This window comes from Salinimicrobium flavum (genome assembly GCF_042684505.1).
In the GTDB taxonomy this organism is placed as follows: Bacteria; Bacteroidota; Bacteroidia; order Flavobacteriales; family Flavobacteriaceae; genus Salinimicrobium; species Salinimicrobium flavum.
On sequence record NZ_JBHULT010000005.1, the window covers coordinates 552,666 to 577,567 of the forward strand.

Here is a 24,902-nt window from a genome sequence, read left to right on the forward strand (position 1 = left end):
CAAATTAGTTTAGGTGAAGGGTGTCACAGTGCATTTCTTCTTTTTTCGAATCTTTTACCGGCTGCGTCTTAAGACCGTTGTTCTTGGCCTTTAGCATTTGAGCGGTAAGCGTGTTCTTTTCTGCCGCAACTTTCTTTCTAAGTTCGGTATCCCTTTCCAGGTCAAAATAAACAGTACCTTCAATAAGGGTCTTTTCCGGAACCGCATAAACTGAAAGCGGATGGTCTGACCAGAGTACGAGGTCTGCATCCTTCCCTTCCCTGATGCTTCCTACCCGGTCATCAATATGGAGTAGTTTCGCCGGATTAAGAGTTACGAATTTCCACGCATCTTCTTCAGAAATACCTCCGTATTTCACACTTTTTGCGGCCTCCTGGTTCAATCTTCTTCCCATTTCGGCATCATCACTGTTGATGGCTACGGTCACCCCTGCGTTATGCATAATGGCCGCATTCTGAGGGATAGCATCCTTAACTTCATATTTGTACGCCCACCAGTCTGAGAAGGTAGAGCCTCCCACGCCGTGTTCCGCCATTTTATCGGCTAGTTTATAACCTTCAAGGATATGGGTAAAAGTGTTGATGTTGAAGCCAAACTGTTCGGCTACTTTCATCAGCATATTGATCTCGCTTTGCACATAAGAGTGGGCAGTAATGAAACGCTCGCCGTTCATGATCTCGACCAGGGCCTCCATTTCAATGTCCTTTCTGTACGGTTTTCCACTCTTTTTAAGTTGCTCGTATTCCTGAGCCCGGGTGAAATAATCCACAAATACCTGTTCCACACCCATTCTTGTTTGTGGGAAACGTGAATTACTGTTCCAGTTCGCCTGCTTCACGTTTTCCCCCAGGGCGAACTTGATGAATTTAGGTGAATCATCAAAGATCATTTCCTGTGGAGTAGCACCCCACTTCATCTTCAGAATAGCCGATTGTCCGCCAATAGGGTTGGCAGATCCATGTAGTAACTGCAGGGTGGTTACACCTCCCGCAAGATTTCTGTAGATCCCGATATCATCTGGGTCTACCACATCCTCCATTCTTACTTCTGCAGAAGAATTGTGTCCGGCCTCATTAATAGCCGAAGCTGCAAGGTGTGAATGTTCATCAATGATCCCGGTCGTAAGGTGCTTGCCGGTGGCGTCAACCACGGTGGCACTGCGCGCATTGAGATCTTTCCCTATGGCTGCGATCTTACCTTTTCTCACCAGTACATCTGTATTTTCGATGATCCCTGCATCCTCATTGGTCCAAACCGTGGCATTTCTGAATAAGATGTCCTGTTGCTTCGGAAGGCTCTCAAATCCATAGGCCATGTTCGGGAAGGTTACGGGAAGTACTTCATGCACCTCCTTTTTCTTCGCGTCTTTATCTTTTTCTGCGGAAGCATCTGAAGTCCTGGTGGCGGTGAAGGTTGTTTCTGTACCGTCACCTAAAACAGCTTTTCCACTGAAGGTTTTTGCTTCCTCCTGAATTTTGGCTGAAAGTCGGGTATATTCGGTTTTTGTAGTATCTGGTGCAGATAAAAGTACGTTCAGCCAGTTATTCTTATAGGCAAGTTTAGAACCTATCTTGTTGTTGTTGAAGGTCACTTCTGCTTTAGGTTTTGCAGGTTCCCCGGTTACCTTCATGGTATAGGTGTTTCCTGCAACCTTTACCTCATAGGTGCCTTTAAGGTTTACAGTTCCCATGTCTTCTATCACAGATCTTCTTCCCTGTACCCAGTTCTCATAAAGAGTGGTTTCCTTGTCGAAGTAATCTCCCGAGGTTATCAGGAAGTTCGCCCAGGAACCTTCCTTAAGAGTACCTAAATTATTTTCCTGTCCCAGTACCTTTGCCGGTACCGTAGTAAGGGCTGCAAGTGCGGTCTTCTTGTCAAGACCATATTCAATGGCTTTTAAAAGATTATCCCTGAAGCTTTTTTTAGCTTCATTAGTGGTAAGGGCAAAGGGAATCCCTTTTTCAGCCAGCATCTTAAGGTTAGCCGGCGCCTGGTTCCATTCCTTCATATCCCCAAGGCTGGCATAATCTGCCAGGTAAGGGTCTTCCATATCAAAAGGCTCAGGGAAGTTGAGGGGAACTATATAAGTTGCACCGGTGGCCTTGATAGCATCAAGCCTTTCAAATTCCTTACCGGTTCCCACGATCACGTATTGTACGCCAAATTCATCCCCAACCTTGTCTGCCCTTAATTCATCCAGAAGGTTATCTGCCTTAAAGATCTGCAGGAGGTTTCTGTTCTGGTTAAAGGCTTCCAGGGCAAGATCCTTGTTCTTTAAATTGCCTTTTGAATACCAGTCGGCATCCATGTATGTTTGTCTTAGTAATGCAATAGCCCCCATAATGGAAGTAGGGTATACCTGCTTGCTTTTTGCGCTTTTTTCGAAGGAAAGATACTGGGCAGACCGCTGACTGATGATTCGGTCCCCTTCAGTTCCTTCAGAATTAAGGGCAACCAGCATCCCGGTTCCTCTCACAATCCCGTCGGGCATATGGGTATTCACAACGCCAAAACCAAACTTTCTGAGCTCCTCTGCATCAGCAGTGCTGTATTTAAAAGTTTCTAGTGCAGAAGTTTCAGGCCGAATATGGTCGTTCCAGTAATAACCTTCCCGGGAAGCATCATACTGCGGATTCCCGCTGTAGGGGCTTCCACCTTCACTCTTAGGTTTTTCAATTCCGAAGTGCGTGTAAAGATCAATAAAGGAAGGGTAAACCTCTTTTCCTTTAAGATCATAAACTACAGAGTTGGCAGGAACCTTTACAGATTTTCCAACCGCGGTGATCTTACCGTCCCTCACCACCAGCATACCGTTCTCGATAATAGTGGAGGGATCTACATGGATCTTTGCATTCTTGAATACCGTGTAATTGGTATTCACCCCGGCCTTGACGGCGTCATTCTTTGGAAAGTACTCCTGTGCCTGCACGCCAAGAAAGCTGCTGAACAGGAGACAAATGAATAATTTGATTCTCATAGATAAATTTGAATAGGGTGATTTGGAAAAATTTAAAACCGGTAAGTTAACAAAAATTTGACAAGAGCAAAGTTTAAAGCAGGTGATCGCGGTCTTTAAAATAATTCACCAGGAGGGCGACCACATAGCTGTAGCTTTTCATTCCCTCGGGCTGATTGTTGGCGCGCAGAAAACTGTTATAGGTATACATGAAAAAAGGCTCAAATGGGTTGGCGTGCCTGGCCCAGAATTCCCTTACCTCAAGATAATTCAACCTTATTCCATGATTGACCTCTCCCAGAAGAACATCGGTAAGTTCAGGGTTTCTTACATATAATTCACTAAGACAGTAACTTAGGGCGAAGGTATACCCTGAATACCTGAAATATTCATCGGGATGGTTCATGGTGGTGAGGCAGGCCAGGAAGTTGGCTTCATTCTCTTTGGCAAACCCCAGTTGGTGGCCAATCTCATGGCTGGCGGTAGTAGGGATCTTGTAAGGAAGGATCACTGTATTCACCTGTCCTTCCTGGGTAATAGGATTAAGGTAGCCGTTAAAACCCATATAGGTGAGAGGCAGGCTGTACAGGGACCTTTTTAAACTCACCCGGTCATATTCCAGTTCAGGAAAAGTATCGTCAATGTTTTCATAGCCATCCCTCGTCATTTTGAGGAGCTCCCCTTTAGTGTAGGGCATCTCTACCTTTAACGAGTCATCACCGGTAATAGCAAAATGGATTTCATTCGACCTGTTTATGAGATGTCGGGTGAGGGTTTCCAATTCTTCAGTGGTGTAGTCATTATCGATCTCCAGCGTTTGGTGCAGGGGAATCCTGTAATAATTGAAGCCCCAGAAGATGTTGAAACAGGCATAAATAATAGAAAGAGAGGCAAGGGCCTCCAGCCCCCATCTCCTTGGATTGCGAAAGCGTTGCCTGAACCTGAGGAACAACCACCTTATAAGGAGAATGATGAATACCCCGTATAACAAGTCCCCCACAGAAAAAGGTAAAAACCCAAGCCCCATTCGCTGCAGGGAAGAGGTGACAGGGTAAATACCCGTGCTGTACCAGTCCTCCACATACTGCGGAAACATCGCCACGATCTTCACCAGGGCGATCTGAACGGGCAATAAAAGCGCCAGAATGAGGGCAGTTCTCTTTTTCACCTTTCAAAAATAGAGAAATGAAATGAGAAGTCAGTTAATTGGTTAATTGGGGATTGGTTAATTCGTTAATTCGGGAATCGGTAATTTGGGATTCGGTTAATTAGTTAATCGGGTTTGGTTAAAATAAGATTGAGTCCAATTAGTTTCTGGTATTTTCTTTTTGAAAATTAATTGGCCGCTTTCCACTGACCACTTTTTAACTTCATATAGAACGTCTTTGCGAGGGAGGTGATAACCGACCGCAGCAATCTCCTCCTTCGGAAATCGTTCATTCCTCAAATAGTTTATTCATTAATCGGAGATTGGTTAATTCGAATTGCTTAATTGATTATTGGGATATGTTAATTGACAAAACTTATATTTGTGGTAAACACAAAAATCAACACGATGAATGAAGAAATAAGGGCTTTGGAGCCAAAGCCACTCTGGAATAAATTTGCTGATCTAAATGCTGTACCTAGACCTTCCAAAAAGGAGGAACGCGTGATCGAGTTTATGAAGAACTTTGGGAACAACCTGGGATTAGAAACCGAAGTAGATGAGGTTGGGAATGTGATCATCAGAAAGCCTGCAACCCCGGGAATGGAAAACAAAAAACCCGTTGTGCTGCAGTCGCATCTGGATATGGTGCATCAAAAGAACAATGACTCAAATTTTGATTTTGACAACCAGGGCATCGAAATGTATGTTGATGGCGACTGGGTTCGGGCAAGAGGCACCACCCTGGGAGCCGATAACGGACTTGGCGTGGCGACCATGATGGCTATTCTTGAAAGTAAAGATATTGAACATCCTCCCCTGGAAGCGCTGTTCACTATCGACGAAGAAACCGGAATGACAGGAGCAATGGGTTTGAAACCGGGTGTGCTTAAGGGAGACATCCTTCTTAACCTGGATACCGAAGAAGATAACGAAATAGGTATCGGCTGCGCCGGGGGAGTGGATATTACCGCTACCAGGACCTACAAAGAAGAAAAGGTGCCCAAAGATTCCCTTGCCTATAAGATTAAGGTCACAGGGCTACAGGGCGGACATTCGGGTATGGACATTATCAAAGGACTGGGAAATGCCAATAAGATCATGAACCGCGTTCTTTTCGGGGGTTATGAAAATTTCGGAATGAGGATCGCAGAGATCAACGGCGGCGGTCTACGGAATGCCATTCCGCGGGAAAGTGAGGCAGTGGTCACTATAGAGGATATTCAGAAAGAGGATTTTTCGGCTGAAGTCGGGAATTTGATCCAGAACATTCAGCAGGAGTTTAAATCATTGGAGCCCAAACTTCTCATTGAGATCGATGAAACCGAAATGCCTTCCAAAGTGATGGAGCTGGGTGCACAGGAATTGCTGCTGAAAGCAATTTATGCCGCTCACAACGGAGTGTACAGAATGAGCCCCGAAATTGAAGGCCTGGTAGAAACCTCCAATAACATTGCCAGAGTAACTGTCAAAAATGGCAAAATTGAAGTGCTATGTCTGACGCGTTCTTCAGTGGAATCAAATAAAATTGATCTTGCCAACTGCATTCGTTCGGGATTTGAACTGGCAGGGTTTGAAGTGGAACTATCGGGCGCATATCCCGGATGGGCGCCAAATATGGCATCCCCCATCCTAAAAGTACTGGATGAATTGTACCAGAAGATGAATAAAGATAAACCGGATATCGCTGCCTGCCACGCGGGACTCGAATGCGGGATCCTGGGCAAGAACTATCCAGAAATGGATATGATCTCCTTTGGACCCACAATCCGCGGTGCGCACTCGCCCGATGAAAGAGCAAGTATATCTTCTGCACAGAAGTACTGGAAATATGTGCAGGAAGTGTTGAAGAATATTCCGCAGAAGAATTAATTCTTCGGAAGCCTTAAAAAAGAAACCTCCCGGAAATTACTTTTTCGGGAGGTTTTTTATGTGTTATCTTTTCTCTGATCTATTATTGATCATTTTTAAGCCGTGGCTTTCAGCATCTATAGCCCTGGAACTTCAGCAAATTTCAGAAATAAAAAAGCCCCGCTATTAGCGAGGCTTCTAAAATACCTTTTAAACAGTTTATTTTTTGATTTCTACCAGTTCAACCTCAAAGATAAGATCTGCAGACGGAGGGATCACCGGTGGCTGACCTCTTTCCCCATACCCTAAATGTGCAGGGATGTACAAAACTGCCTTATCGCCAATCTTCATTTGCTGAACACCTTCCTTGAACCCGGGGATCATTGGTGCTTCAGGGCTGTACAATACCGGCATTGGATCATAACCTCCCATTTCCTTTCTACGCGGATTAAGGATTCCGGCTTCTTCAGCTACTTCTTCCCTGTTCGTGTCGAAAATGTCACCGTCACTTAAATAACCCTGATAATAAACAAGAACCGTATCTCCCAGGTTAGGCTTAGGACCTTCTCCTTCTTCGAGGAATTTGATCTGCAATCCGCTTTCCAGCTGCTGCGCATCTGCTTTCAGTTCTTCATAGCGTTGCTGGTTCTTCTGTCTTTGTTCGTTCATTCTTTCTTCCTTTGCAGCAGTCTCTGCTTTAAAGTCTTCCAGCTCAGTGGTAAGCACATCCGGGGCTTTGAAGTTTTTGGCATTATTCCCCTTTCGAATAATGTTTACCTCCTCCATCTTTACTTCTTCAACAGGTTTGTCTGCCTGTTCTGTCTCTAAAGAACCTATTTTATCAACTACATCCTGGCCCTGGACCACTTTTCCGAAAACAGTATGCATTCCGTCAAGCCACGGGGTTTCTTTTAAAGTAATAAAGAACTGGCTCCCGTTGGTATCGGGTCCTGAATTGGCCATGGAAAGAATTCCTTTCGAATCATGTCTTAGGGTATCCACGATCTCATTAGGGAATTTATAACCGGGTCCACCACTTCCGGTGCCCGATGGGTCTCCTCCCTGTATCATAAAATCTTCAATGACCCTGTGAAAGGTAAGGCCGTCATAAAACTTCTTGTCCTTATATTCCTCTCCTGCCATGGTGCTTTTTCCTTCTGCAAGAGATACAAAGCTGGCCACGGTCATAGGCGTGGCTTCATAATATAGTTCTGCCACAAAGGTACCATGGTTGGTCTTGAATTCTGCGTACATCCCGTCCTTGAGATCAGGATATTCTTCATTACATGAGGTAAACGCCAGCACCAGGCTGCATAAAACTAAAAAACTGATTTTTTTCATTCTGAAATTAATTGTTTTGATTGTTGTTTTCTTGAGTGATCTTCTTTAATGTAACTGTGGAAATGACCGGTACATCTGTCCCGATTCTTTTTTTGTCACCATAATAACCGAAGGCTTTATGGGAAGGGAAGAGAAAAGTTACGGTCTCTCCTTCCTTCATTAATTTTAATCCTTCCCTGAGGCCACTGAACAGTTTTTCCTTATCCATAGCGTATGACTGTACCGGGATCTCTTCATCTGAATAGATAGCCCGTCCATCAAGGGTTCGAAGGTCGTAATCAAATTCTACCACATCCCCGAATTGTGGAGTGACGGTAGAAGCTGTATCTTTTGTATTGTAGTAATACCAGAACCCGTTAGGGGAAGAAAGGTATTCACGGGTTGAGTCCTCTTCGATGATCTTCATGATCTGCTCTTCTTCTGCGGCAACTATTTTTTTATTCCTTTCAATAGATTCATTGATATAGTCGCCCGATCTTTGGGTAACCGGTTTACGGGCTTCGGGAGATTTGCAGGAAAACATGAGCAGTATGGCCAGGAGTGAAAACAGGGTCTTTTTCATAAGTTCGTTCTTTCGTTAAGGACCTTCAGCAGCAGCTAATTGCTTTGCTGCAGAACATCCTGTCCTTTTCATTTTGCTAAACTGGTTTTGTATTGAGGTAATATACTGATAAATTTTGCAACCGTTTCTTCCAGGGTAAGATCGCTCTTTCCTCCCGCAGCATTAATGTGGCCCCCTCCTTCAAAATGTCTCCTGGAGAAATCATTGACCGAGAATGTCCCCTTCGACCTTAAGGATATCTTTATTATATCATCTCCCCGATTCTCAATGAATATCGCCGCAAATACTATTCCCTCAAGCGATAATCCATAATTGACAAAGCCTTCTGTATCTCCTTTTCTGAAATTATGACGGTCCAGTTCTTCCTGGGTAAGAGTGATGTAAGCTGTTCTTAATCCTTCCACCACAGTAAGGTTTCGAAGGGCGCACCCCAGTAACTGGAGCCGGCTGTAAGAATTGGTATCGTAGACATTTTCATGGATGTTGGTATTATCAGCACCCTTTTCAATAAGATCTGCGATCACCCTGTGGGTAAGACTGGTTGTAGACCGGTACCTGAACGAGCCGGTGTCGGTCATGATTCCCGTGTACAGGCAGGATGCGATTGGAGCGGTAATGTGATCTTCCAGACCAATGTTCTCTATGAAATGAAAGACCATTTGCGAGGTGGAGCACATAGTGACATCACTGTAAGTTACCACAGCATAATCATCGGGCTGCTGGTGGTGATCTATCATGATAAAACTACCTGTTGCTTCCTCCAGGATCTTCTTCATCTCCCCCGCACGTGACAAATGGTTGAAATCCAGAGTAAAGATTATATCTGCCTCCAGGATGTAACGATCACTTTTCTCCTGTTCTTTCTCATAAATAATAATCTCTTCCTGATAAGGCATCCATTTAAGAAAATCGGGGTACTCATTTGGGGAAATAAGTTGCACGTGGTGGTGTTGGCCCTCCAGCAGAAGTTTAAGTGCCAGGGTGGAGCCCATGGCATCCCCGTCTGGCCCTTTATGCGGAACAATAACAATCTTTCTGGGTTCTGCAAGTAATTCTTTGACCCTCGAAATATCTTTGTTTGTCATAGAGGGCGAAGATACCTAATATTTGAAGATCATAAAACTGAGGAGGCTGAAAATATTGCCCGGCGGCGGAGCGTAAGGGGGTATTCCGGAATTAGTTATTGGATTTGGAGAGGAAATGACTATTTTTGCAGCCAAATTAAAAATTGAAGTAATGGCAGGAAACAGAACTTTCACCATGTTAAAGCCCGATGCAGTTGAAAATGGACACATTGGAGCAATTTTAGACCAGATCACAGCATCAGGATTCAGGATCGTAGCCTTGAAACTAACTCAAATGACCCGCAGGGATGCAGAGAAGTTTTACGAGGTTCATAGCGAACGGCCGTTTTATGGGGAACTGGTTGAATTTATGAGCCGCGGACCAATTGTGGCTGCCATTCTTGAAAAAGAGAATGCAGTAGAAGACTTCAGAACCCTTATTGGGGCAACAAACCCTGAAGATGCTGCGGAAGGTACAATCAGAAAGAAATATGCTGCTTCTGTTGGCGAGAATGCGGTTCACGGTAGCGATAGCGATGAAAACGCCGGGATCGAAGGAAACTTCCATTTCGCGGGAAGAGAAATGTTCTAGAACTTTTCGATATTAATAGTAAAAAAAACCACCTTTTTCAGGTGGTTTTTTGTTTTTATTTCTTTGAAAATTCAGCTTCGGTCACCTGCCATAAGATCCTCCTTTGTCTGTCTTGCCTGTCATAGGGACAAACCGCACCGGGAGCAGGGTCTTCTCCTGAAATTTATCTTCTCCGGTCTTGGTTAAAAGGATAAGTTTCTGGTTCATTCTTCCCACAGGAGCGAGAAGTCGTCCTCCCAACTTTAGCTGGTCTTTTAACGGGGGCGGAATTGCCGGAGGGGCAGCCGTAAGTATAATGGCATCAAAAGGAGCTTTTTCGGGCCAGCCGTTGTAACCGTCGCCCTGTTTTACGCTAATATTTTTAAAACCTGTTTGTTTCAAATTCTCTTTGGTGAGATCTGCCAGCCAGCCAATGATCTCCAGGCTGTAAACGTGGGCTACCAGCCGGGAAAGTACCGCAGCGTTATATCCACAGCCGCTGCCAACTTCCAGTATCTTATCCTTTTTATCAAGGTGAAGCTGCTCAGCCATGTAAGCAACAATGTATGGCTGACTAATGGTCTGGTTCTTTCCAATGGGCAGGGGAGAATCGTCATAAGCCCTTTCCCGAAGATCGGAAGGAACGAATAGCTCCCGGTCAACTTCCTCCATAGCCTTCAACACGGCAGGATCTGAGATATCGCGTGCCCTGAGATGTTCTTCGATCATTTCCTCCTTTGTGGTCATGACAAAATACTTCGATACTAAAAGGTAAGGAAATTTGGGCTTTCTGAAAAGAAGATGGTTGGATTTTCAGTTTTTACAGGGAGCAGAAGGTTTCCCCTGTAGTGAACCGGTCGAGAATGAGAATTTTGTTTTTTAAAAACCGGGTCTTTCCGAAGAATAAAGAAGACTATCTTAAAATAAGCTTTTTGACAAGATCTCTTCCCAGTTCTTCATTGAGCATTTTGATGATCTTTTCTTTCCCATATCCCAGTTCTTCCCGCAACACAGAGGAGCTGAGCTGTACATACAGCACATCCTTCTCCAGTTTGATCGCAGTGGTATATTTTTCTATGGCCGGTCCCATCTGGCTGTTCCAAACGTCTTTTACGTTCACTTTGTCCAGACCTTTTTGAAGCTTATTGTCTGTAACAAACTCTTTGAGGGCTTCGCTAATGCTAAGGTGATCGTTAATTCTCCTGGCCATAATCTGTAGAATAAGGGGTAAATCTTTTATAGGTGTAAATGATCCCCCGGGGGTTCAATATTTTTATCTTGTCTTCTTCGGAAGAAAGCAGGGTTTCTTTGTATGAGGTGTAGGGAGTAGTATAATACAAATTAATACTGTCGTTTTCAACTTTTACGGTAAGATTTTCCTGATCTTCTGAAGAGATGAACCCTCCACCAAGCTGGGGGCGCACCTTTTTCCGCAGACCTTTATTATCTTTTACCTGAATATAATCAACCAGTTCACTGTAATTGAATTCTTTTTCGATGCCTTCGGGCAATTTGGCGTTCTGGATCTCCCAGTAACCATTGAGGTTTGCAATCTTTTCTTCTGAAGACTGGCGGTTACAAGCGATGCCGGTTAACAAAGAACCAAATATTAATACAAGTACAAATCTTTTCATAACCTGAACATTTTATAGCTTTGGCCGGTTTCTTTAACTACCTTTTCGGTCCGGTCGCCATGGGTGTCACTTATAAAGAGTTGCCCCAGTTCATTGGTAGCAACAAGATCCACGATATGGGCCACCCGGTTCTCATCAAGTTTGTCAAAAATATCATCCATAAGCAGAATCGGAGAAACCTTACTGAGATTTTTTATAAAATCGAACTGGGCGAGCTTTAAAGCGATCAAAAATGATTTTTGTTGCCCCTGTGACCCGAATTTTTTAATTGGATGCCCTTGTATCTCAAAACTGAGGTCATCTTTATGAGTACCTACGCTTGTGTATTGCAATGCCATGTCCTTTTGCAGGTTTTCCTCCAGCAAGGTCTTGAGATCTTTTTCGTCCAACTGACTTTTATAGATCACGTCAACTTCCTCCCGCTCATTGCTGATTGTGGCATAGCGTTTTCTGAAAATGGGAATGAAAACCTCCATGAACGCTTTACGTTTGCGGTAAAGCACCTCTCCATATTCTTCCAGTTGTTGATCATAGACAGAAAGAGTATCCCGGTCAAAACTGTTGTTGGCTGCAAAATATTTCAAAAGTGAATTTCGCTGGGCCAGGATCCTGCCGTAATTAATAAGGCTGTTGAGGTACCGGTTGTCACTTTGTGAGATCACACCGTCCATGAATTTTCTGCGGGTTTCGCTGCCTTCTATGATAAGATCACGGTCTGCCGGTGAAATGATAACGGTAGGAACGAACCCAATGTGGTCACTGAATTTTTCGTAGGCTTTATTGTTCCTCTTTATCACCTTCTTCTGTCCCCGTTTGGCGCTAACTACTATGTGTTCCTCCCGCTCATTCTTTTCAAGACTGCCTTCAATGACAAAGAATTCGGCATCATGCCTTATGTTTTGACTGGTAATAGGATTGAAGTAACTTTTTCCGAAGGAAAGGTGGTAGATACTGTCCAGCACATTCGTTTTTCCAACTCCATTATTGCCTACCAGGCAATTTATTTTGGGATCAAATTCAAAATTAGCTGACTCAAAGTTCTTGTAATTTAATAAAGAAAGTGATTTTAAAAACATAAACAGCTGTTATTCAGCAAGATGATTTTTAATGATGGTGTGGATTTTCCTGTTCCTTCGGCTGTGCAAATTAGAATAAATAAACAAATTAATTCCCTTTTAATTTTAAAGAAATATTCTATTTTTGCCCTTCAATTAACGTTTATTTATGGCAACTTACAAGAAGAGAGGATATAAACCGAATACCAAAGAGGAACAACAAGCCTCTGTTGAAGATAACTCGACAACAGCTGAAGTGTTTAACACCCTCGATGAAGGGGCCGGTAAAACGGAGGCATGGGTTGCCCGCAATCAAAAATATATCTTTATCATTATAGGTATTGCTGCATTGATCATACTTGGATACCTTGCTTATGAGGAATTCATCCAGGAGCCAAGGGAAGCTGAGGCTGCAAACGAGATGTTCCAGGCACAGCAATATTTTGATACCGCACTTGAAAGCACCGCTGCAAGTGATTCACTTTACAACCTTGCCTTGACCGGCGGTCAGGGTAAATACGGTTTTGAAGACATCATTGACAACTACGGAGGCACAAAAGCAGGGAACCTTGCCCGCTATTATGCAGGGATGGCTTATCTTCATACCAACCAGTACCAGAATGCTATTGATCGTCTTGATGACTTCAAGAGTGACGATGAGATCCTTGCTCCTTTGGCAAAAGGTGGAATAGGTGACGCTTTCATGCAGCTGGGACAGCCTGAAGAAGCTTTAGTTTACTATGAAGAAGCTGCCAAAATGAGAGATAATAATTTTACAACTCCGCGTTTTCTTTTGAAAGCGGCGATTACTGCGATAACTTTAGGTGAGGGAGAGTCTGCTGAAGACTACCTTAACAGGATCAAAAATGAGTTCCCTGACTCCCCGGAAGCCAATAAAGTATCGGTTTACCTTGGGCAGGCAGAGGCAATGAAACAATAATATATGGCTACCGAAGGAAAAAATCTTTCAGAGTACGATAAGAACACAATCCCAAACGCGAAGGAATTCAGGTTTGGGATTGTTGTTTCTGAATGGAACAATAATATTACCGAAGGCCTCTACGAAGGAGCCAGGCAGGTATTACTGGAGAATGAGGTTATGGAACGCAAGATCGTGCGCTGGAATGTTCCCGGAAGCTTCGAACTTATCTATGGCTGCAAGAAAATGCAGGAAAGCTATGATATGCTTGACGCCATTATTGCCATAGGTAGTGTGATAGAGGGGGAAACCAAACATTTTGACTTCGTTTGCCAGGCAGTATCTCAGGGGATAAAAGACCTGAACCTGCAGAATGATATCCCGGTTATCTTCTGCGTACTTACAGACCAGAATATGCAACAGGCCATTGACCGCTCTGGCGGCAAGCATGGCAACAAGGGAGCTGAGGCTGCTGTTGCAGCCATCAAGATGGCCCAGCTTCGCAAAGATGCCCGCCTGTAGGCAATTCTCACGGCACTGTTTTTGTAGATGATACTTTGCATAAGGAAACTTCGGAATTCTTAGGCTTTTTGAGTAAATTTGAGTTTCCGGAAATTAAAGACAAAGTAGTTTGAAAATCAATCTCTACAAGCAGCGAAAGAACCAGCGTTATAATTACACCCCGCGTTATTATAAAGGAAAAGACATTGGGAACCCTTACAGCTTTGATTCCCGTTTCAATAAGTACAGGGATACCTCCAACGCTATAGATTTTGGTTCTCACTGGGCCGAAGCCCGTGCCAGCAGCCGCAACAGGGGCAATAGGGAGATCAACCTGAGGGTGCTTGTGATCATCGCTATTCTTGTGCTTATCTTTCTCTGGATCATCGACTTCGATTTATCTATTTTTTCCAATTCCCAGTAAATGATTGATGTTATACATCTACTGCCAGACCATGTCGCGAATCAAATTGCAGCTGGTGAGGTGGTGCAGCGGCCTGCTTCGGTAATTAAGGAATTGCTGGAAAATTCTATTGATGCCGGGGCTTCCAGTGTAAAGGTCCTTATCAAAGAAGCCGGAAAAACTTTGGTACAGGTGACAGATGATGGGAAAGGCATGAGCCTTACCGATGCCCGACTTTGTTTTGAAAGGCATGCTACTTCTAAAATAAACTCAGCCGAAGATCTTTTTAGCCTTAAAACAAAAGGCTTTCGGGGTGAAGCACTGGCCTCTATAGCGGCTATTGCCCATGTGGAGCTTAAGACAAAGCAGGACGGTGACGAAGTGGGAACCTGTATTAAAATTGAAGGTAGTGAAGTGATCTCCCAGGAGGCCTGCGTTACCCCGGTAGGAAGCACTATCTGCGTCAAGAACCTTTTTTATAATATCCCTGCACGCCGAAATTTCCTCAAGAGCGACACGGTTGAGATACGCCATATCATTGATGAATTTCAGCGGGTTTCACTCGCCCATCCCTCCATTCAATTTTCCCTATTTCATAATGGGAGTGAGCTCTTTCAACTTCCGAAGAGTATTTACCGGCAACGCATCGTCAATATTTTCGGCGGAAAAACCAATGAAAAGCTGGTTCCGGTAGAAGAGGATACAGAGATCGTGAAGGTTCATGGCTTTGTAGGGAAACCTCAATTTGCAAAAAAGAGTAGGGGAGAACAGTTCTTCTTTGTGAATGACCGGTTCATAAAAAGCCCGTACCTCAATCACGCAGTGACAGCGGCTTTTGAAGGTTTGTTGAAAGAAAAGGCTTATCCAAGTTATTTTCTATTCCTGGAGGTCGATCCTAAGAGTATTGATATCAATATTCATCCCACCAAGACAGAAATCAAGTTTGACGATGAACATTCACTGTACACCATTTTGCGCAGTGCGATCAAACACAGCCTGGGACAGTTCAACGTAGCCCCGGTTCTTGATTTTGACCGTGATGCCACTTTAGATACTCCCTATGAATTCTCTCAAAGGGGAATAACTGCTCCTAAAGTAGAGGTAGACCATAATTTTAACCCTTTTCAAAGTGAAAAACAGGGAGGAGGCTATTCCGGTTTTAGGAGGGATAAACAGGGCGGCAGCTGGGAAAGCCTGTACACGGGCTTAGACCAGAAAGATTTCAATGCGTCTTCGGCTATCAATCAAATAGAATTTGAAAGCGATGCGGTTACCGGGAACCTTTTTGGTAATAGTGAAGATAAGGAAGCCGGCAGTACTACTTTTCAGCTCAACAAAAAATATATTGTAACTACCTTAAAGAGCGGGATCCTGGTAATAGATCAACACCGTGCCCATTCGCGAATTCTTTATGAGGAGTTGCTGAAGAATATCACCGTAACCTCGGCAGTTAGTCAGCAGCTGCTATTTCCTCTGTTGCTTCAGTTTTCAACTAATGAGATAGAAATGTTGAAAGAAGTAAAGGAGTCCCTGGAACAAACGGGCTTTATCTTTTCTGAATTCAAAAAAGATTCGGTAGAGATCACCGGTATCCCCACCCTCATTTCTGAGAGTGAGGTTGCAATTCTACTGGAGCAGCTACTATCAGACCTGGAGAATGAGGTGCCGGGAAGCAGTTTTTCGCAGGTAGATGTACTTTCAAAATCCTTGGCGAAGGGTATGGCCGTAAAATCGGGAATGCACCTGAATTCTGCCGAACAACAAAATATTGTTAATAGTCTTTTCGCCTGCAAAGAATCATCATTATCTCCGTATAATAGGCCTATATTTATTACTTTAACTGTAGACGAATTAGATAAAAAATTCATGTAAATGGGTAGAATGTCAGAAACCGTAAAGGTTCTATTGATCATTAATGTTATATTCTTTATTGGTACGATGAGTTTGGGAGATGCTGCTTATCAGTATTTTTCCCTCTGGTTCTTTAAAAACGAGAATTTCGGCATCTGGCAGGTACTAACCCATATGTTCATGCACGGTAGTTTCATGCATATACTTTTTAATATGTATGCGCTGTGGGCTTTTGGAAGCCCCATTGAACAGATGCTTGGAAAAAATAAGTTTATTTTCTTTTATTTTTCTGCCGGTCTGGGTGCGGCGATAATACATTCTTTGGTAAATTACTATCACTTCCAGGCAGGCTTTTCTGAGCTTCTGGAGGCAGGAATGGACCCTGAAAGTATCCAGAGGCTTCTGGAGACCGGCCAGTATTCCACTGGCATACTTAACTCGGTCTCACAGGATATGCTGAGGGAATTTTACACGGCATACAACACCCCGGCAGTAGGTGCATCGGGGGCAATATATGGGATACTCGTGGCGTTTGGAATGCTGTTTCCAAACGTGGAGCTGTTTCTGTTATTTGTGCCGGTACCTATAAAGGCAAAATATTTTATCCCGGCTTTAATAGGTCTTGACCTGTTTTCGGGTTTTACGGGATATTCTATATTTGGGGGAGGAATAGCGCATTTTGCTCACGTGGGTGGTGCACTGTTCGGTTTTATAATGATGTGGTACTGGAAAAAGAACCAGTTCAACCAAAACAGATGGGATTAGATGAGAAGAGGGGGCAACTTCAGGTATAAACTGCAAACAGCTACGGTGACCGAAAAGCTGATAGGCATCAACCTGCTCGTTTTTATCCTGTTCTTTCTTTTCAAGACCATTGCTTTCCTGTTCAACCTGCCTTCAGATTTCCTTCTTGAATGGTTTGTATTTCCTAAAGAGCTCGGGGAATTTATTTTTAAACCCTGGTCTATTATCACCTATGCATTTTTGCATAGCGGCATATGGCATATTCTTTCAAATATGCTCATCCTTTATTTCTCCGGAATATATTTCCTCACCTACTTTTCACCCAAAAAACTGTTGAATTTTTATTTTCTGGGAGCCATTTTCGGAGCCCTGGTCTATATGGCCAGTTATAATCTTTTCCCGGCATTTCAGGGCACGGGAAGATCGTATCTTTTAGGGGCATCTGCAGCGGTTATGGCAGTACTGGTGGGTATCGCTACTCATATACCTCAAATGAGGGTACGTCTTTTACTTATTGGCAGCATTAAATTGTGGTGGATCGCAGCACTCCTGGTGGTGCTTGACGTGATCCAGATCCCAATTAGCAATCCCGGCGGACATTTGGCACACCTTGGAGGTGCCGGCTTTGGATATTTTTATGCGAAACAGCTGGGAAAAGGAAATGATATTGCCGGAGGGTTCGAAAGAATGCTCGATTGGTTTGCTTCTCTGTTTTCAGGGAAGAAAACCACTTCAAAAAGAAGTAATTTAAAAACGGTTCATCGCCGTGATAAGGCTGCAGGATCTACTTCATCATCATATACGTCACGGTTAAGGAACAAAAGAGAGGAGCAGGAGAGGATCGATGCTATTCTCGACAAGATCAGTAAAAGCGGTTATGATAGTCTTACCAAGCAGGAAAAAGATTACTTGTTTAACGCAGGAAAAGATAACTGATGAAGGACCTGAACTGGTTTGAGAAATTCCTATTCTTCCTTAACTCCCTTTTTGCAGTAGCTCTGCTGTTCTCGTACCTGCTGCCGTACATTCCACCGGGTACCTTTGCTTTGCTGTCTGTATTTAGCCTGGGAGTACCTTTTTTGATCATTGTGAACCTTATCTTTTTTCTGTACTGGCTCTTCCGGCTGAAAAAGCAGGTTTTGTTGTCTTTTTTAGTTCTTCTGCTGGGGTTCAACCACCTTAGTTCCATCTATGAAATTTCCTCTTCCGAAGATTTGAACAGTCACGAGAATGTGATCAGGGTTCTTAGCTACAACGTGCGCCAGTTCAACCAGTACGGATGGAGTGGTGATGGTGAAATTCCGCAGAAAATAGCACAGTTTGTAAAAGAACAGGATCCGGATGTAGTGGCCATGCAGGAATACTTCAAGGGGGAGCTCGACATCGCCAGCAGTTTTGACCATCGGTATATTAAGCTCAAAGAGGAGAACTCTGAATTTGGACTGGCAATTCTCTCCAAATTTCCTATAATCAATTCAGGATCGCTTGATTTCCCGACCAGAAGTAATAATAACGCCATTTATGCTGATGTGGTAAAGGGGAAGGACACCCTTAGGATCATCAATGTACATTTGCAGTCCTTTAGTGTGAAACCCAACATGGACCGGCTCGAAAAAGACGAAACCAAAAAGGTATTCCTGGGCATGGGCCAAACCTTTGTAAGACAACAACAGCAAATGGAGATGGTAATGGAGCTGATACAACAATCACCCTATCCCATGGTCATCCTTGGTGATTTTAACAATACGGCATATTCCTATATCTATCGTGACCTTAAGGATCAGGGTTTCTATGACTCATTTAAAGAGGCGGGAAACGGGTTCGGGAAAACCTTTGATCTGAGTTTTTTTCCGCTTCGTATAGATTTTATTCTTGCGGAAGATTCCCTGGAAACGCTGGAGTTTGAAAATTTTGAAATTCCGTATTCAGACCACTATCCTATTAAAGCGACCCTGGGGCTAAGGAAGAAATAATTCCTGATTTTCAAGGTAGTTCAAAGCATTGGGCCCCTCGTTAAAGATGAGATCCACTATACTAAGATTTGGGAGGAAACCCAGTTTAGGTTGGAAAACCTGTGGGTACTGTTCGGGTTCACCGGTAAATCGTGATTTTGCATCGATTAGTGGCCTGGCATCCTGCACTCCTTCGGGACTTTTGAAATATTCAGAAGTTTTTGAAAATTCGCGCCCGGTCTGCAGGCACTCCAGAGCGAGTTCCAGACAGTCATAATTAAAATCCATCAGGTACTCGTACTTCTTCATGTACAGCGGCATGAAATCGTCTTCATAAAATTCAAAAAAGGGAGAGGTGCGGTAGGCGCTTTGTAAAGATTTCCAATGCTGGTCCTGCCATGGAAAATCATTTTCCACTCTTACCTCCCTGTATTTTTGATGGTTTGATTTGTCTCCTGTATGTTTAATGGGAATGTTAAGCAGCAGCTTTCCGTTAGCCCCATAAATGTACATCCTGTTGCGGTAGGTTTGCTTCTGGTAATTATCCTCATTTTCAAAGAGAACAGAATCAGCTTTTATCAAAGCCACAAACTGAGAAATAGGTCCAAAATAGGCCGGATGTAAAAGTATGGTTTGCATCGTGGGGTTTTATCCTTTTTTCTTCTTCTTACGGAAGAAGCTGTATCCAATCAAGCCCACAAGGATCACCAGAAAATATGGGAAATAGGAGACAGGCTCCCCCTTTCCTCCCACGGTGGTGAACATACGGTCCCATCTAATCTTGCTCATTCCTGAAGCATTAGGATCAAGGCTCAACCAGATGAAAACCGGTTTTCCAACCACATGGTTTTCGGGGACAAAGCCCCAATAGCGACTGTCTTCAGAGTTGTGGCGGTTATCCCCCATCATCCAGTAGTAGTCCTGTTTGAAGGTGTAGCTATCCAGCGGTTCCCCGTTAAGAAGAACCTGGTTGCCGTCGACAGAAAGTTTGTTGTCGATGCCCAGTTCCAGTCCTTCGTAAGTCTCAATGACCATTCGGTATAGGGAGAAATTCTCGGGGTTCATTTTTATTGTTTCCCCTTCCTTAGGAATGTAAATGGGACCCATATTATCTCCGTTCCAATCCTTTTTCCGGTTATTGGGGAAAATCTTCTGATCCTTACCTCCCGAGGGAGCGATCTCCCGCTCAATAGAAGCCACATTGGGATGGTTCTTCAACCGTTGATAAGATTCCTCAGATAACGCCTGGATGTAAAATTGATTGGTGTTTGGGTCGTAATAGAATCCATCTGTGATATCATACATCTTGTAAAGGACGTAGGGATCGAAGCCCTGACCTTTGCTAGTTCCGCTATAGGAATATTGTGGTTTTGCCCTTTCCGGCAACTGCAGTAGTTCATTGTCTATGTAAATACGGCCGTCCCTTATTTCCAGTGAATCTCCCGGAAGACCCACCGCTCTTTTTACGTAATTCGATTTTTTGTCTATGGGTTTGTCATATCGCCTCCCAGATTGATCCCGGAACTTCCTAACCGTATCAATGGGCCAGTTGAAAACAACTATATCATTGCGTTCAATTTGCTCAAACCCGGGTACTCTGAAGTATGGAATGGACGGCTTATTCAAATAGGATTTCACTCCCAACACGGGGATGGTGTCATGCACCATAGGAAAAGCTATTGGCGTTATAGGGGTGCGGGCCCCGTAATGGAATTTGCTTACGAACAGGTAATCCCCTACCAGTAAGGTCTTTTCCAGTGAGGAGGTAGGGATGGTAAAGGGTTGCAGAATGTAGGTATGTACAATGGTTGCTGCTACCACGGCAAAAAGGATCGAACTTATCCATTCCCCTGCGGTGCTGCCGGGTTCAAGAGATCGGTCGGGTTTGTAAACGGCATCTGTGGCATAGTTTACGTAATAAATATAAAGTCCGAAGGTAACCAGTACTAATATGGTATCTGTGGTAGAGGTTCTTCCAAAACTTCTTATGGTTTCCACCCATATTACCGGGAACATAATAAGGTTCACCACGGGAATGAACAATAGTATCACCCACCACCATGGGCGGTTGATGATCTTCATCAATACTATGGCGTTATAAACAGGGATGGCTGCTTCCCAGGCTTTTCTTCCCGCTTTTATATACAATCTCCAGGTCCCGAGGAAATGAATGAGCTGGATTATAAAGAAGAACAGGATCCATTGGGTGAAAGTCATGAGCTATGGTTTGATGTTATTGGTATGATAAGCCGAAAATTTGTTACACTAGAACAGCACATCCTTCATGCTGTATACTCCTTTTTTATTTTGAAGCCATTCCGCCGCTATGATTGCTCCAAGGGCAAAACCGTCCCGGGAATGTGCAATGTGTTCTATCTTAATGGTATCTACAGGCGAGTCATATGAAACGACATGAGTACCGGGAACATTTTCAATACGTTTGGCAGTGACCGGGATCTCATTTTCATCTGTACCATCCAGTTTCCAGCCTTTCTTTTCAGAATTTTCCAGGATCTGTTCAGCCAGGGTGATGGCCGTTCCGCTGGGGGCATCCAGTTTCTGGGTATGATGTATCTCCTCAATGGCCACTTTATACTCCGGAAAAGAGCGCATCAATTTTGACAGTTGCCTGTTGAGTTCAAAAAAAAGATTTACTCCAAGACTAAAATTGGAGGCATAGATAAAGGCCGCATTATATTTTCTGCATAAGTCTGCTGCTTCCTCATATCTCTCCAGCCAGCCTGTAGTGCCCGAAATTACCGGAACCTGTTGTTCAAAACAGGTGGTGATATTTTTAAAGGCCGCATCGGGAATACTGAAATCTATTGCCACATCAATGTTGGAAAGATCGAAATTATCAATATTCCCTTTGATCCTGTATACGATCTCATGGCCCCGTTCTTCGGCTAAACGTTCAATGGTTTTTCCCATTTTTCCGTAACCCAGTAATGCTATTTTCATTAGAAATTGAAGTTTAAGGTGAGGCCATAACCGGCCTGTCCGCTATGGCGGTCGAAATCTAATGTAGGTTTAAGGGATAGATCTTCACTTACGTTGAACTGGCTTAGGTGAGCGTCAACATTCGCGTCAATGATATTGAGGGCATACATTCCTACCGTCACCAGGATGGAGATCTCCTTGTTTCGTTGATAGAATTTCTGACCCTGTATCAGGCCATTTGTAGAAACTATAGGTCTCCCGTTCTCATCAGAGAATTCATCTGTTGTTTTGCCTGCGAGCCTGCTTTTGTAGGCATCCCTGTATCGATCATATTGTTTGTCATTATCGAGGTAGAAGTACACCCCGGCGCCCAGAGCAGCATACACGATGGGAATCTTCCAGTACTTCCCGTTATAGGCTTGTCCAAGTCCGGGAAGTACGGCGGAATAGAATGCCGCCCGGGCCGGGGATAGAGGATCATATGGATCATAATCGGGTTCTTCTGCAATGATACGTTCTGTGGTGACAGAGATGGAATCCTGTTGCGCAAAAAGCTGGCCGGCAAAGAGAATAAAAATTACAAGTAGTATGGAAGTTCTACTCTTCACCCTGAATTATTTTTTTCAACCTGTTGAGGTCCTCTTCCGAAGAAAAAGGGATAATTAACCTGCCATTCCCTTTTTTGGCTACCTTGACATCTACTTTGGTTCCCAGGCGTTCTGAAAACTCTTTAATACTTTTCCTGATATCGTTGGGAATAGGTGCGGGAGCAGTTTTTTCTACAGGCTTCCCATCCTGCAGGCTTCTAACCAGTTTCTCGGTTTCCCTTACAGAAAGCGAATTGGCCAGGATCTTTTCATAGATCTCCAGTTGGGTTTGGCTGTCTTCAATATTGATAATTGCCCGCCCATGGCCCATGGTCAAAAAGCCGTCCCTCATTCCTGTCTGGATGATAGGATCAAGCTTGAGTAGCCTTAGGTAGTTCGCGATCGTAGACCGATTTTTTCCCACGCGTTCACTAAGTTGTTCCTGTGTGAGGTTGATCTCGTCTATAAGGCGTTGGTAAGAAAGGGAGATCTCTATAGGGTCCAGGTCCTGTCTCTGGATATTCTCCACCAGGGCCATCTCCAGTGACTCCTGGTCGTTGGCGATCCTGATGTATGCGGGGATAGTTTCCAGACCAATGAGTTTGGAAGCTCTGAACCTTCGCTCCCCCGATACAAGCTGGTATTGATTGTAATCAAGTTTCCTTACGGTAATAGGTTGTATCACCCCGAGTTCCCTTATCGAGGAAGCAAGTTCCCTTAAAGATTCCTCGTTAAAACTGGTTCTTGGCTGGAAAGGGTTCACCTCGATAGACTCGAGTTCCAGTTCCACAATATGCCCAACCAGTTTGTCGGCATTCTTATCTTCGGCCGATCTTATATCATTCTGAGGATCTTTCAGCAGTGCTGAAAGCCCTCTTCCCAATGCTTGTTTCTTGGTCGCCTTCGCCATCTTCCTCTAACTGTTTTTTTTTATGATCTCATGTGCCAGGCTCAGGTAATTACTTGCTCCCTTGCTCCCCGCATCATAGTTAATAATACTTTCCCCGTAACTGGGGGCCTCACTTAAACGCACATTTCGTTGAATGATTGTTTTGAAGACCATTTCGTCAAAATGCTTTTGTACCTCTTCTACTACCTGGTTGGAAAGGCGTAACCGCGAATCATACATGGTAAGAAGCAAGCCTTCTATGTCCAGCTTTGCATTATGGATCTTTTGTACGCTTTTGATGGTATTTAGTAATTTTCCCAGGCCTTCAAGAGCAAAGTATTCGCACTGGATAGGGATGATCACAGAATCTGCCGCCGTAAGGGCATTGAGGGTAAGAAGTCCCAATGACGGGGCACAGTCAATGATCACATAATCGTATTTTTCACGCAGGTGGCCAATGGCCTTTTTCAGCATATATTCGCGTTCCTCCTGGTCTACAAGTTCTATTTCAATAGCTACAAGGTCAATATGGGCAGGAATGATATCAAGATTAGGAGACTCGGTCTTCATGATAGCTTCTTCTGCTTTTATGGAATGTTCCAGCAACTGGTAGGTTCCCAGCTCAACAGACTCCACATCAATTCCCAATCCCGAAGTAGCATTCGCCTGTGGATCTGCATCTATGAGTAAGACTTTTTTCTCTAACACCCCTAAGGATGCCGCCAGGTTTACAGAAGTCGTAGTTTTTCCTACTCCTCCCTTTTGATTTGCAATGGCAATAATTTTACCCATTAAGTGTCTTTGGATTTAAAAGGTAAAAATACAATTATTTATAGGTTTACGAAAGCAAATTTGTTAACAGATTTTTAGTAAGAATTGTGAAGAACTCAGACAGTTAGCTGTGTCGGTTCATTATTTATACCTTATTCTGAAAGGTCTGAGAAGTCAGTTTTCAGAAGGAAAATTATTTCTGTTTTTTCTGCGGAAAGGGGAGGTCCTAGTTCGATTTTTTCGACTTTATCATTGCCTCCAGCATGTCCCACATTTCATCGGGAATTTCTTCCAGAAGATTGAATTGCCCCGCACCTTTAAGCCATTCCCCTCCATCGATTGTGATCACTTCCCCATTGATGTAAGCTGAAAAATCTGAAACCAGATAAGCTGCAAGATTAGCCAGTTCCTGATGTTCTCCGACCCGCTTAAGGGGCACCTTTTTCGCCAGATCGAATTTCTCTTTCAGGTCACCCGGCAGTAGCCTGTCCCATGCTCCTTTGGTGGGGAAAGGCCCGGGGGCGATTGCGTTCATCCTTATGCCGTATTTTGCCCATTCCACGGCTAAAGATCGGGTCATGGCAAGGACCCCGGCTTTTGCCGTCGCACTGGGCACCACATAAGCAGATCCCGTCCAGGCATAAGTGGTAACAATATTTAATACTGTTTTGTTCTTTTCCCCTTTGTCGATCCAGTGCTTTCCAAAAGCGAGCGTACAGTTTTTACTGCCCTTGAGCACAATGTCGATAATAGTATCAAAAGCATTGGCGCTTAACCGTTCTGTGGGGGAAATAAAATTTCCCGCAGCGTTATTCAACAGAATATCAACTGAGCCGAATTTTTCGACGGTTTGTTGCAACATGTTTTCCACTTGATCGTAATGCCGCACGTCGCATTGGAGGGGCAGGCATGTACCACCGGTCTCACTTTCCAGTTCCTTAGCTGTATTCTCCAGTTTCTCCAGATTTCTTGAAGTAATGGCCACTTTGGCCCCAAGTTCCAGGAAATACTTTGTCATAGCTTTTCCCAGGCCGCTTCCGCCCCCGGTCACAACTATGGATTTTCCTTTTAAAGCGTCATCCCGGAGCATTTTCTGAGTATAGTCCATATAAATATGAGATATTAGATTTTAGTATTAAGATTTTGATTAAAAACTATCAAAGG

The 24,902-nt window shown here is 43.9% G+C and carries 25 protein-coding genes; 9 read left to right on the plus strand and 16 right to left on the minus strand.

Annotation, left to right across the window (positions count from 1 at the left end):
- Positions 1-4 precede the first annotated feature (4 nt).
- Together ACFSTG_RS02950 and ACFSTG_RS02955 are read right to left on the minus strand one after the other, a co-directional pair.
- Positions 5-2,977, minus strand: coding sequence for an amidohydrolase family protein (locus tag ACFSTG_RS02950; protein WP_380748285.1), 2,973 nt, complete (start codon positions 2,975-2,977; stop codon positions 5-7).
- Between the two features lie 73 nt (positions 2,978-3,050).
- Positions 3,051-4,124 (minus strand): DUF3810 domain-containing protein, encoded by a 1,074-nt coding sequence (locus ACFSTG_RS02955; protein ID WP_380748287.1) that lies wholly within the window; start codon positions 4,122-4,124, stop codon positions 3,051-3,053.
- Positions 4,125-4,511: 387 nt separating this feature from the next.
- Between ACFSTG_RS02955 and ACFSTG_RS02960 the strand changes: the two genes are divergently transcribed.
- Positions 4,512-5,975, plus strand: a complete 1,464-nt coding sequence (locus tag ACFSTG_RS02960; protein ID WP_380748432.1) for an aminoacyl-histidine dipeptidase — start codon at positions 4,512-4,514, stop codon at positions 5,973-5,975.
- 198 nt (positions 5,976-6,173) lie between these two features.
- On the opposite strand, the gene ACFSTG_RS02965 is transcribed toward ACFSTG_RS02960, so the two are convergent.
- The 3 genes from ACFSTG_RS02965 to ACFSTG_RS02975 form a co-directional block, all read right to left on the minus strand.
- Positions 6,174-7,295: a peptidylprolyl isomerase gene (locus ACFSTG_RS02965; RefSeq protein ID WP_380748289.1), complete on the minus strand. Its 1,122-nt coding sequence runs from the start codon at positions 7,293-7,295 to the stop codon at positions 6,174-6,176.
- 7 nt (positions 7,296-7,302) lie between these two features.
- On the minus strand, positions 7,303-7,857 hold the full coding sequence (gene gldI / locus ACFSTG_RS02970; protein WP_380748291.1) for a gliding motility-associated peptidyl-prolyl isomerase GldI: 555 nt from the start codon (positions 7,855-7,857) through the stop codon (positions 7,303-7,305).
- A 68-nt stretch (positions 7,858-7,925) separates the two neighbouring features.
- Positions 7,926-8,942 (minus strand): DHH family phosphoesterase, encoded by a 1,017-nt coding sequence (locus ACFSTG_RS02975; RefSeq protein ID WP_380748293.1) that lies wholly within the window; start codon positions 8,940-8,942, stop codon positions 7,926-7,928.
- Between the two features lie 151 nt (positions 8,943-9,093).
- Between ACFSTG_RS02975 and ACFSTG_RS02980 the strand changes: the two genes are divergently transcribed.
- A complete protein-coding gene (locus tag ACFSTG_RS02980; RefSeq protein ID WP_380748294.1) occupies positions 9,094-9,513 on the plus strand; it encodes a nucleoside-diphosphate kinase in 420 nt (139 codons plus the stop codon).
- Positions 9,514-9,594: 81 nt separating this feature from the next.
- Here ACFSTG_RS02980 and ACFSTG_RS02985 read toward each other — a convergent pair whose 3' ends face one another.
- From ACFSTG_RS02985 to recF, 4 genes are all read right to left on the minus strand, one after another.
- Positions 9,595-10,239, minus strand: a complete 645-nt coding sequence (locus tag ACFSTG_RS02985; RefSeq protein ID WP_380748296.1) for a protein-L-isoaspartate(D-aspartate) O-methyltransferase — start codon at positions 10,237-10,239, stop codon at positions 9,595-9,597.
- 166 nt (positions 10,240-10,405) lie between these two features.
- Positions 10,406-10,702, minus strand: coding sequence for a DUF721 domain-containing protein (locus tag ACFSTG_RS02990; protein ID WP_380748298.1), 297 nt, complete (start codon positions 10,700-10,702; stop codon positions 10,406-10,408).
- Entirely contained in the window at positions 10,686-11,126 is a 441-nt protein-coding gene (locus ACFSTG_RS02995) for a lipocalin family protein (protein WP_380748300.1), read from the minus strand. Before ACFSTG_RS02995 ends, ACFSTG_RS02990 begins: the two co-directional genes overlap by 17 nt.
- Positions 11,123-12,202 carry a DNA replication/repair protein RecF gene (recF, locus tag ACFSTG_RS03000; RefSeq protein WP_380748302.1) on the minus strand — a complete coding sequence of 360 codons (1,080 nt, stop codon included), beginning with the start codon at positions 12,200-12,202 and terminating at the stop codon, positions 11,123-11,125. The genes ACFSTG_RS02995 and recF overlap by 4 nt, the downstream gene beginning before the upstream one ends.
- Before the next feature lie 148 nt (positions 12,203-12,350).
- Between recF and ACFSTG_RS03005 the strand changes: the two genes are divergently transcribed.
- From ACFSTG_RS03005 to ACFSTG_RS03035, 7 genes are all read left to right on the plus strand, one after another.
- On the plus strand, positions 12,351-13,121 hold the full coding sequence (locus tag ACFSTG_RS03005; protein ID WP_380748304.1) for a tetratricopeptide repeat protein: 771 nt from the start codon (positions 12,351-12,353) through the stop codon (positions 13,119-13,121).
- A gap of 3 nt (positions 13,122-13,124) precedes the next feature.
- On the plus strand, positions 13,125-13,622 hold the full coding sequence (gene ribH / locus ACFSTG_RS03010) for a 6,7-dimethyl-8-ribityllumazine synthase (RefSeq protein ID WP_380748306.1): 498 nt from the start codon (positions 13,125-13,127) through the stop codon (positions 13,620-13,622).
- 109 nt (positions 13,623-13,731) lie between these two features.
- The gene (locus ACFSTG_RS03015) at positions 13,732-14,025 is read left to right on the plus strand and encodes a hypothetical protein (protein ID WP_380748308.1); all 294 of its coding nucleotides are present in this window, start codon (positions 13,732-13,734) and stop codon (positions 14,023-14,025) included.
- Complete coding sequence (gene mutL / locus ACFSTG_RS03020; RefSeq protein ID WP_380748310.1) at positions 14,026-15,876, plus strand: DNA mismatch repair endonuclease MutL; 1,851 nt, start codon at positions 14,026-14,028, stop codon at positions 15,874-15,876.
- Entirely contained in the window at positions 15,877-16,620 is a 744-nt protein-coding gene (locus tag ACFSTG_RS03025; RefSeq protein ID WP_380748312.1) for a rhomboid family intramembrane serine protease, read from the plus strand.
- Complete coding sequence (locus ACFSTG_RS03030; RefSeq protein ID WP_380748314.1) at positions 16,621-17,535, plus strand: rhomboid family intramembrane serine protease; 915 nt, start codon at positions 16,621-16,623, stop codon at positions 17,533-17,535.
- Positions 17,535-18,572: an endonuclease/exonuclease/phosphatase family protein gene (locus ACFSTG_RS03035; RefSeq protein ID WP_380748316.1), complete on the plus strand. Its 1,038-nt coding sequence runs from the start codon at positions 17,535-17,537 to the stop codon at positions 18,570-18,572. The genes ACFSTG_RS03030 and ACFSTG_RS03035 overlap by 1 nt, the downstream gene beginning before the upstream one ends.
- Here ACFSTG_RS03035 and ACFSTG_RS03040 read toward each other — a convergent pair.
- From ACFSTG_RS03040 to ACFSTG_RS03070, 7 genes are all read right to left on the minus strand, one after another.
- Positions 18,558-19,190 carry a WbqC family protein gene (locus tag ACFSTG_RS03040; RefSeq protein ID WP_380748318.1) on the minus strand — a complete coding sequence of 211 codons (633 nt, stop codon included), beginning with the start codon at positions 19,188-19,190 and terminating at the stop codon, positions 18,558-18,560. The two genes, ACFSTG_RS03035 and ACFSTG_RS03040, sit on opposite strands and share 15 nt — an antisense overlap.
- 9 nt (positions 19,191-19,199) lie before the next feature.
- The gene (lepB, locus tag ACFSTG_RS03045; protein WP_380748320.1) at positions 19,200-20,768 is read right to left on the minus strand and encodes a signal peptidase I; all 1,569 of its coding nucleotides are present in this window, start codon (positions 20,766-20,768) and stop codon (positions 19,200-19,202) included.
- Positions 20,769-20,816: 48 nt separating this feature from the next.
- The gene (dapB, locus tag ACFSTG_RS03050; protein ID WP_380748322.1) at positions 20,817-21,512 is read right to left on the minus strand and encodes a 4-hydroxy-tetrahydrodipicolinate reductase; all 696 of its coding nucleotides are present in this window, start codon (positions 21,510-21,512) and stop codon (positions 20,817-20,819) included.
- Positions 21,512-22,099, minus strand: coding sequence for a DUF5683 domain-containing protein (locus tag ACFSTG_RS03055; RefSeq protein WP_380748324.1), 588 nt, complete (start codon positions 22,097-22,099; stop codon positions 21,512-21,514). The genes dapB and ACFSTG_RS03055 overlap by 1 nt, the downstream gene beginning before the upstream one ends.
- Complete coding sequence (locus ACFSTG_RS03060; RefSeq protein WP_380748326.1) at positions 22,089-22,988, minus strand: ParB/RepB/Spo0J family partition protein; 900 nt, start codon at positions 22,986-22,988, stop codon at positions 22,089-22,091. Before ACFSTG_RS03060 ends, ACFSTG_RS03055 begins: the two co-directional genes overlap by 11 nt.
- Before the next feature lie 6 nt (positions 22,989-22,994).
- Positions 22,995-23,759, minus strand: a complete 765-nt coding sequence (locus tag ACFSTG_RS03065) for a ParA family protein (RefSeq protein ID WP_380748328.1) — start codon at positions 23,757-23,759, stop codon at positions 22,995-22,997.
- A 205-nt stretch (positions 23,760-23,964) separates the two neighbouring features.
- Positions 23,965-24,846 carry an SDR family oxidoreductase gene (locus ACFSTG_RS03070; protein WP_380748330.1) on the minus strand — a complete coding sequence of 294 codons (882 nt, stop codon included), beginning with the start codon at positions 24,844-24,846 and terminating at the stop codon, positions 23,965-23,967.
- Between the last annotated feature and the right edge of the window lie 56 nt (positions 24,847-24,902).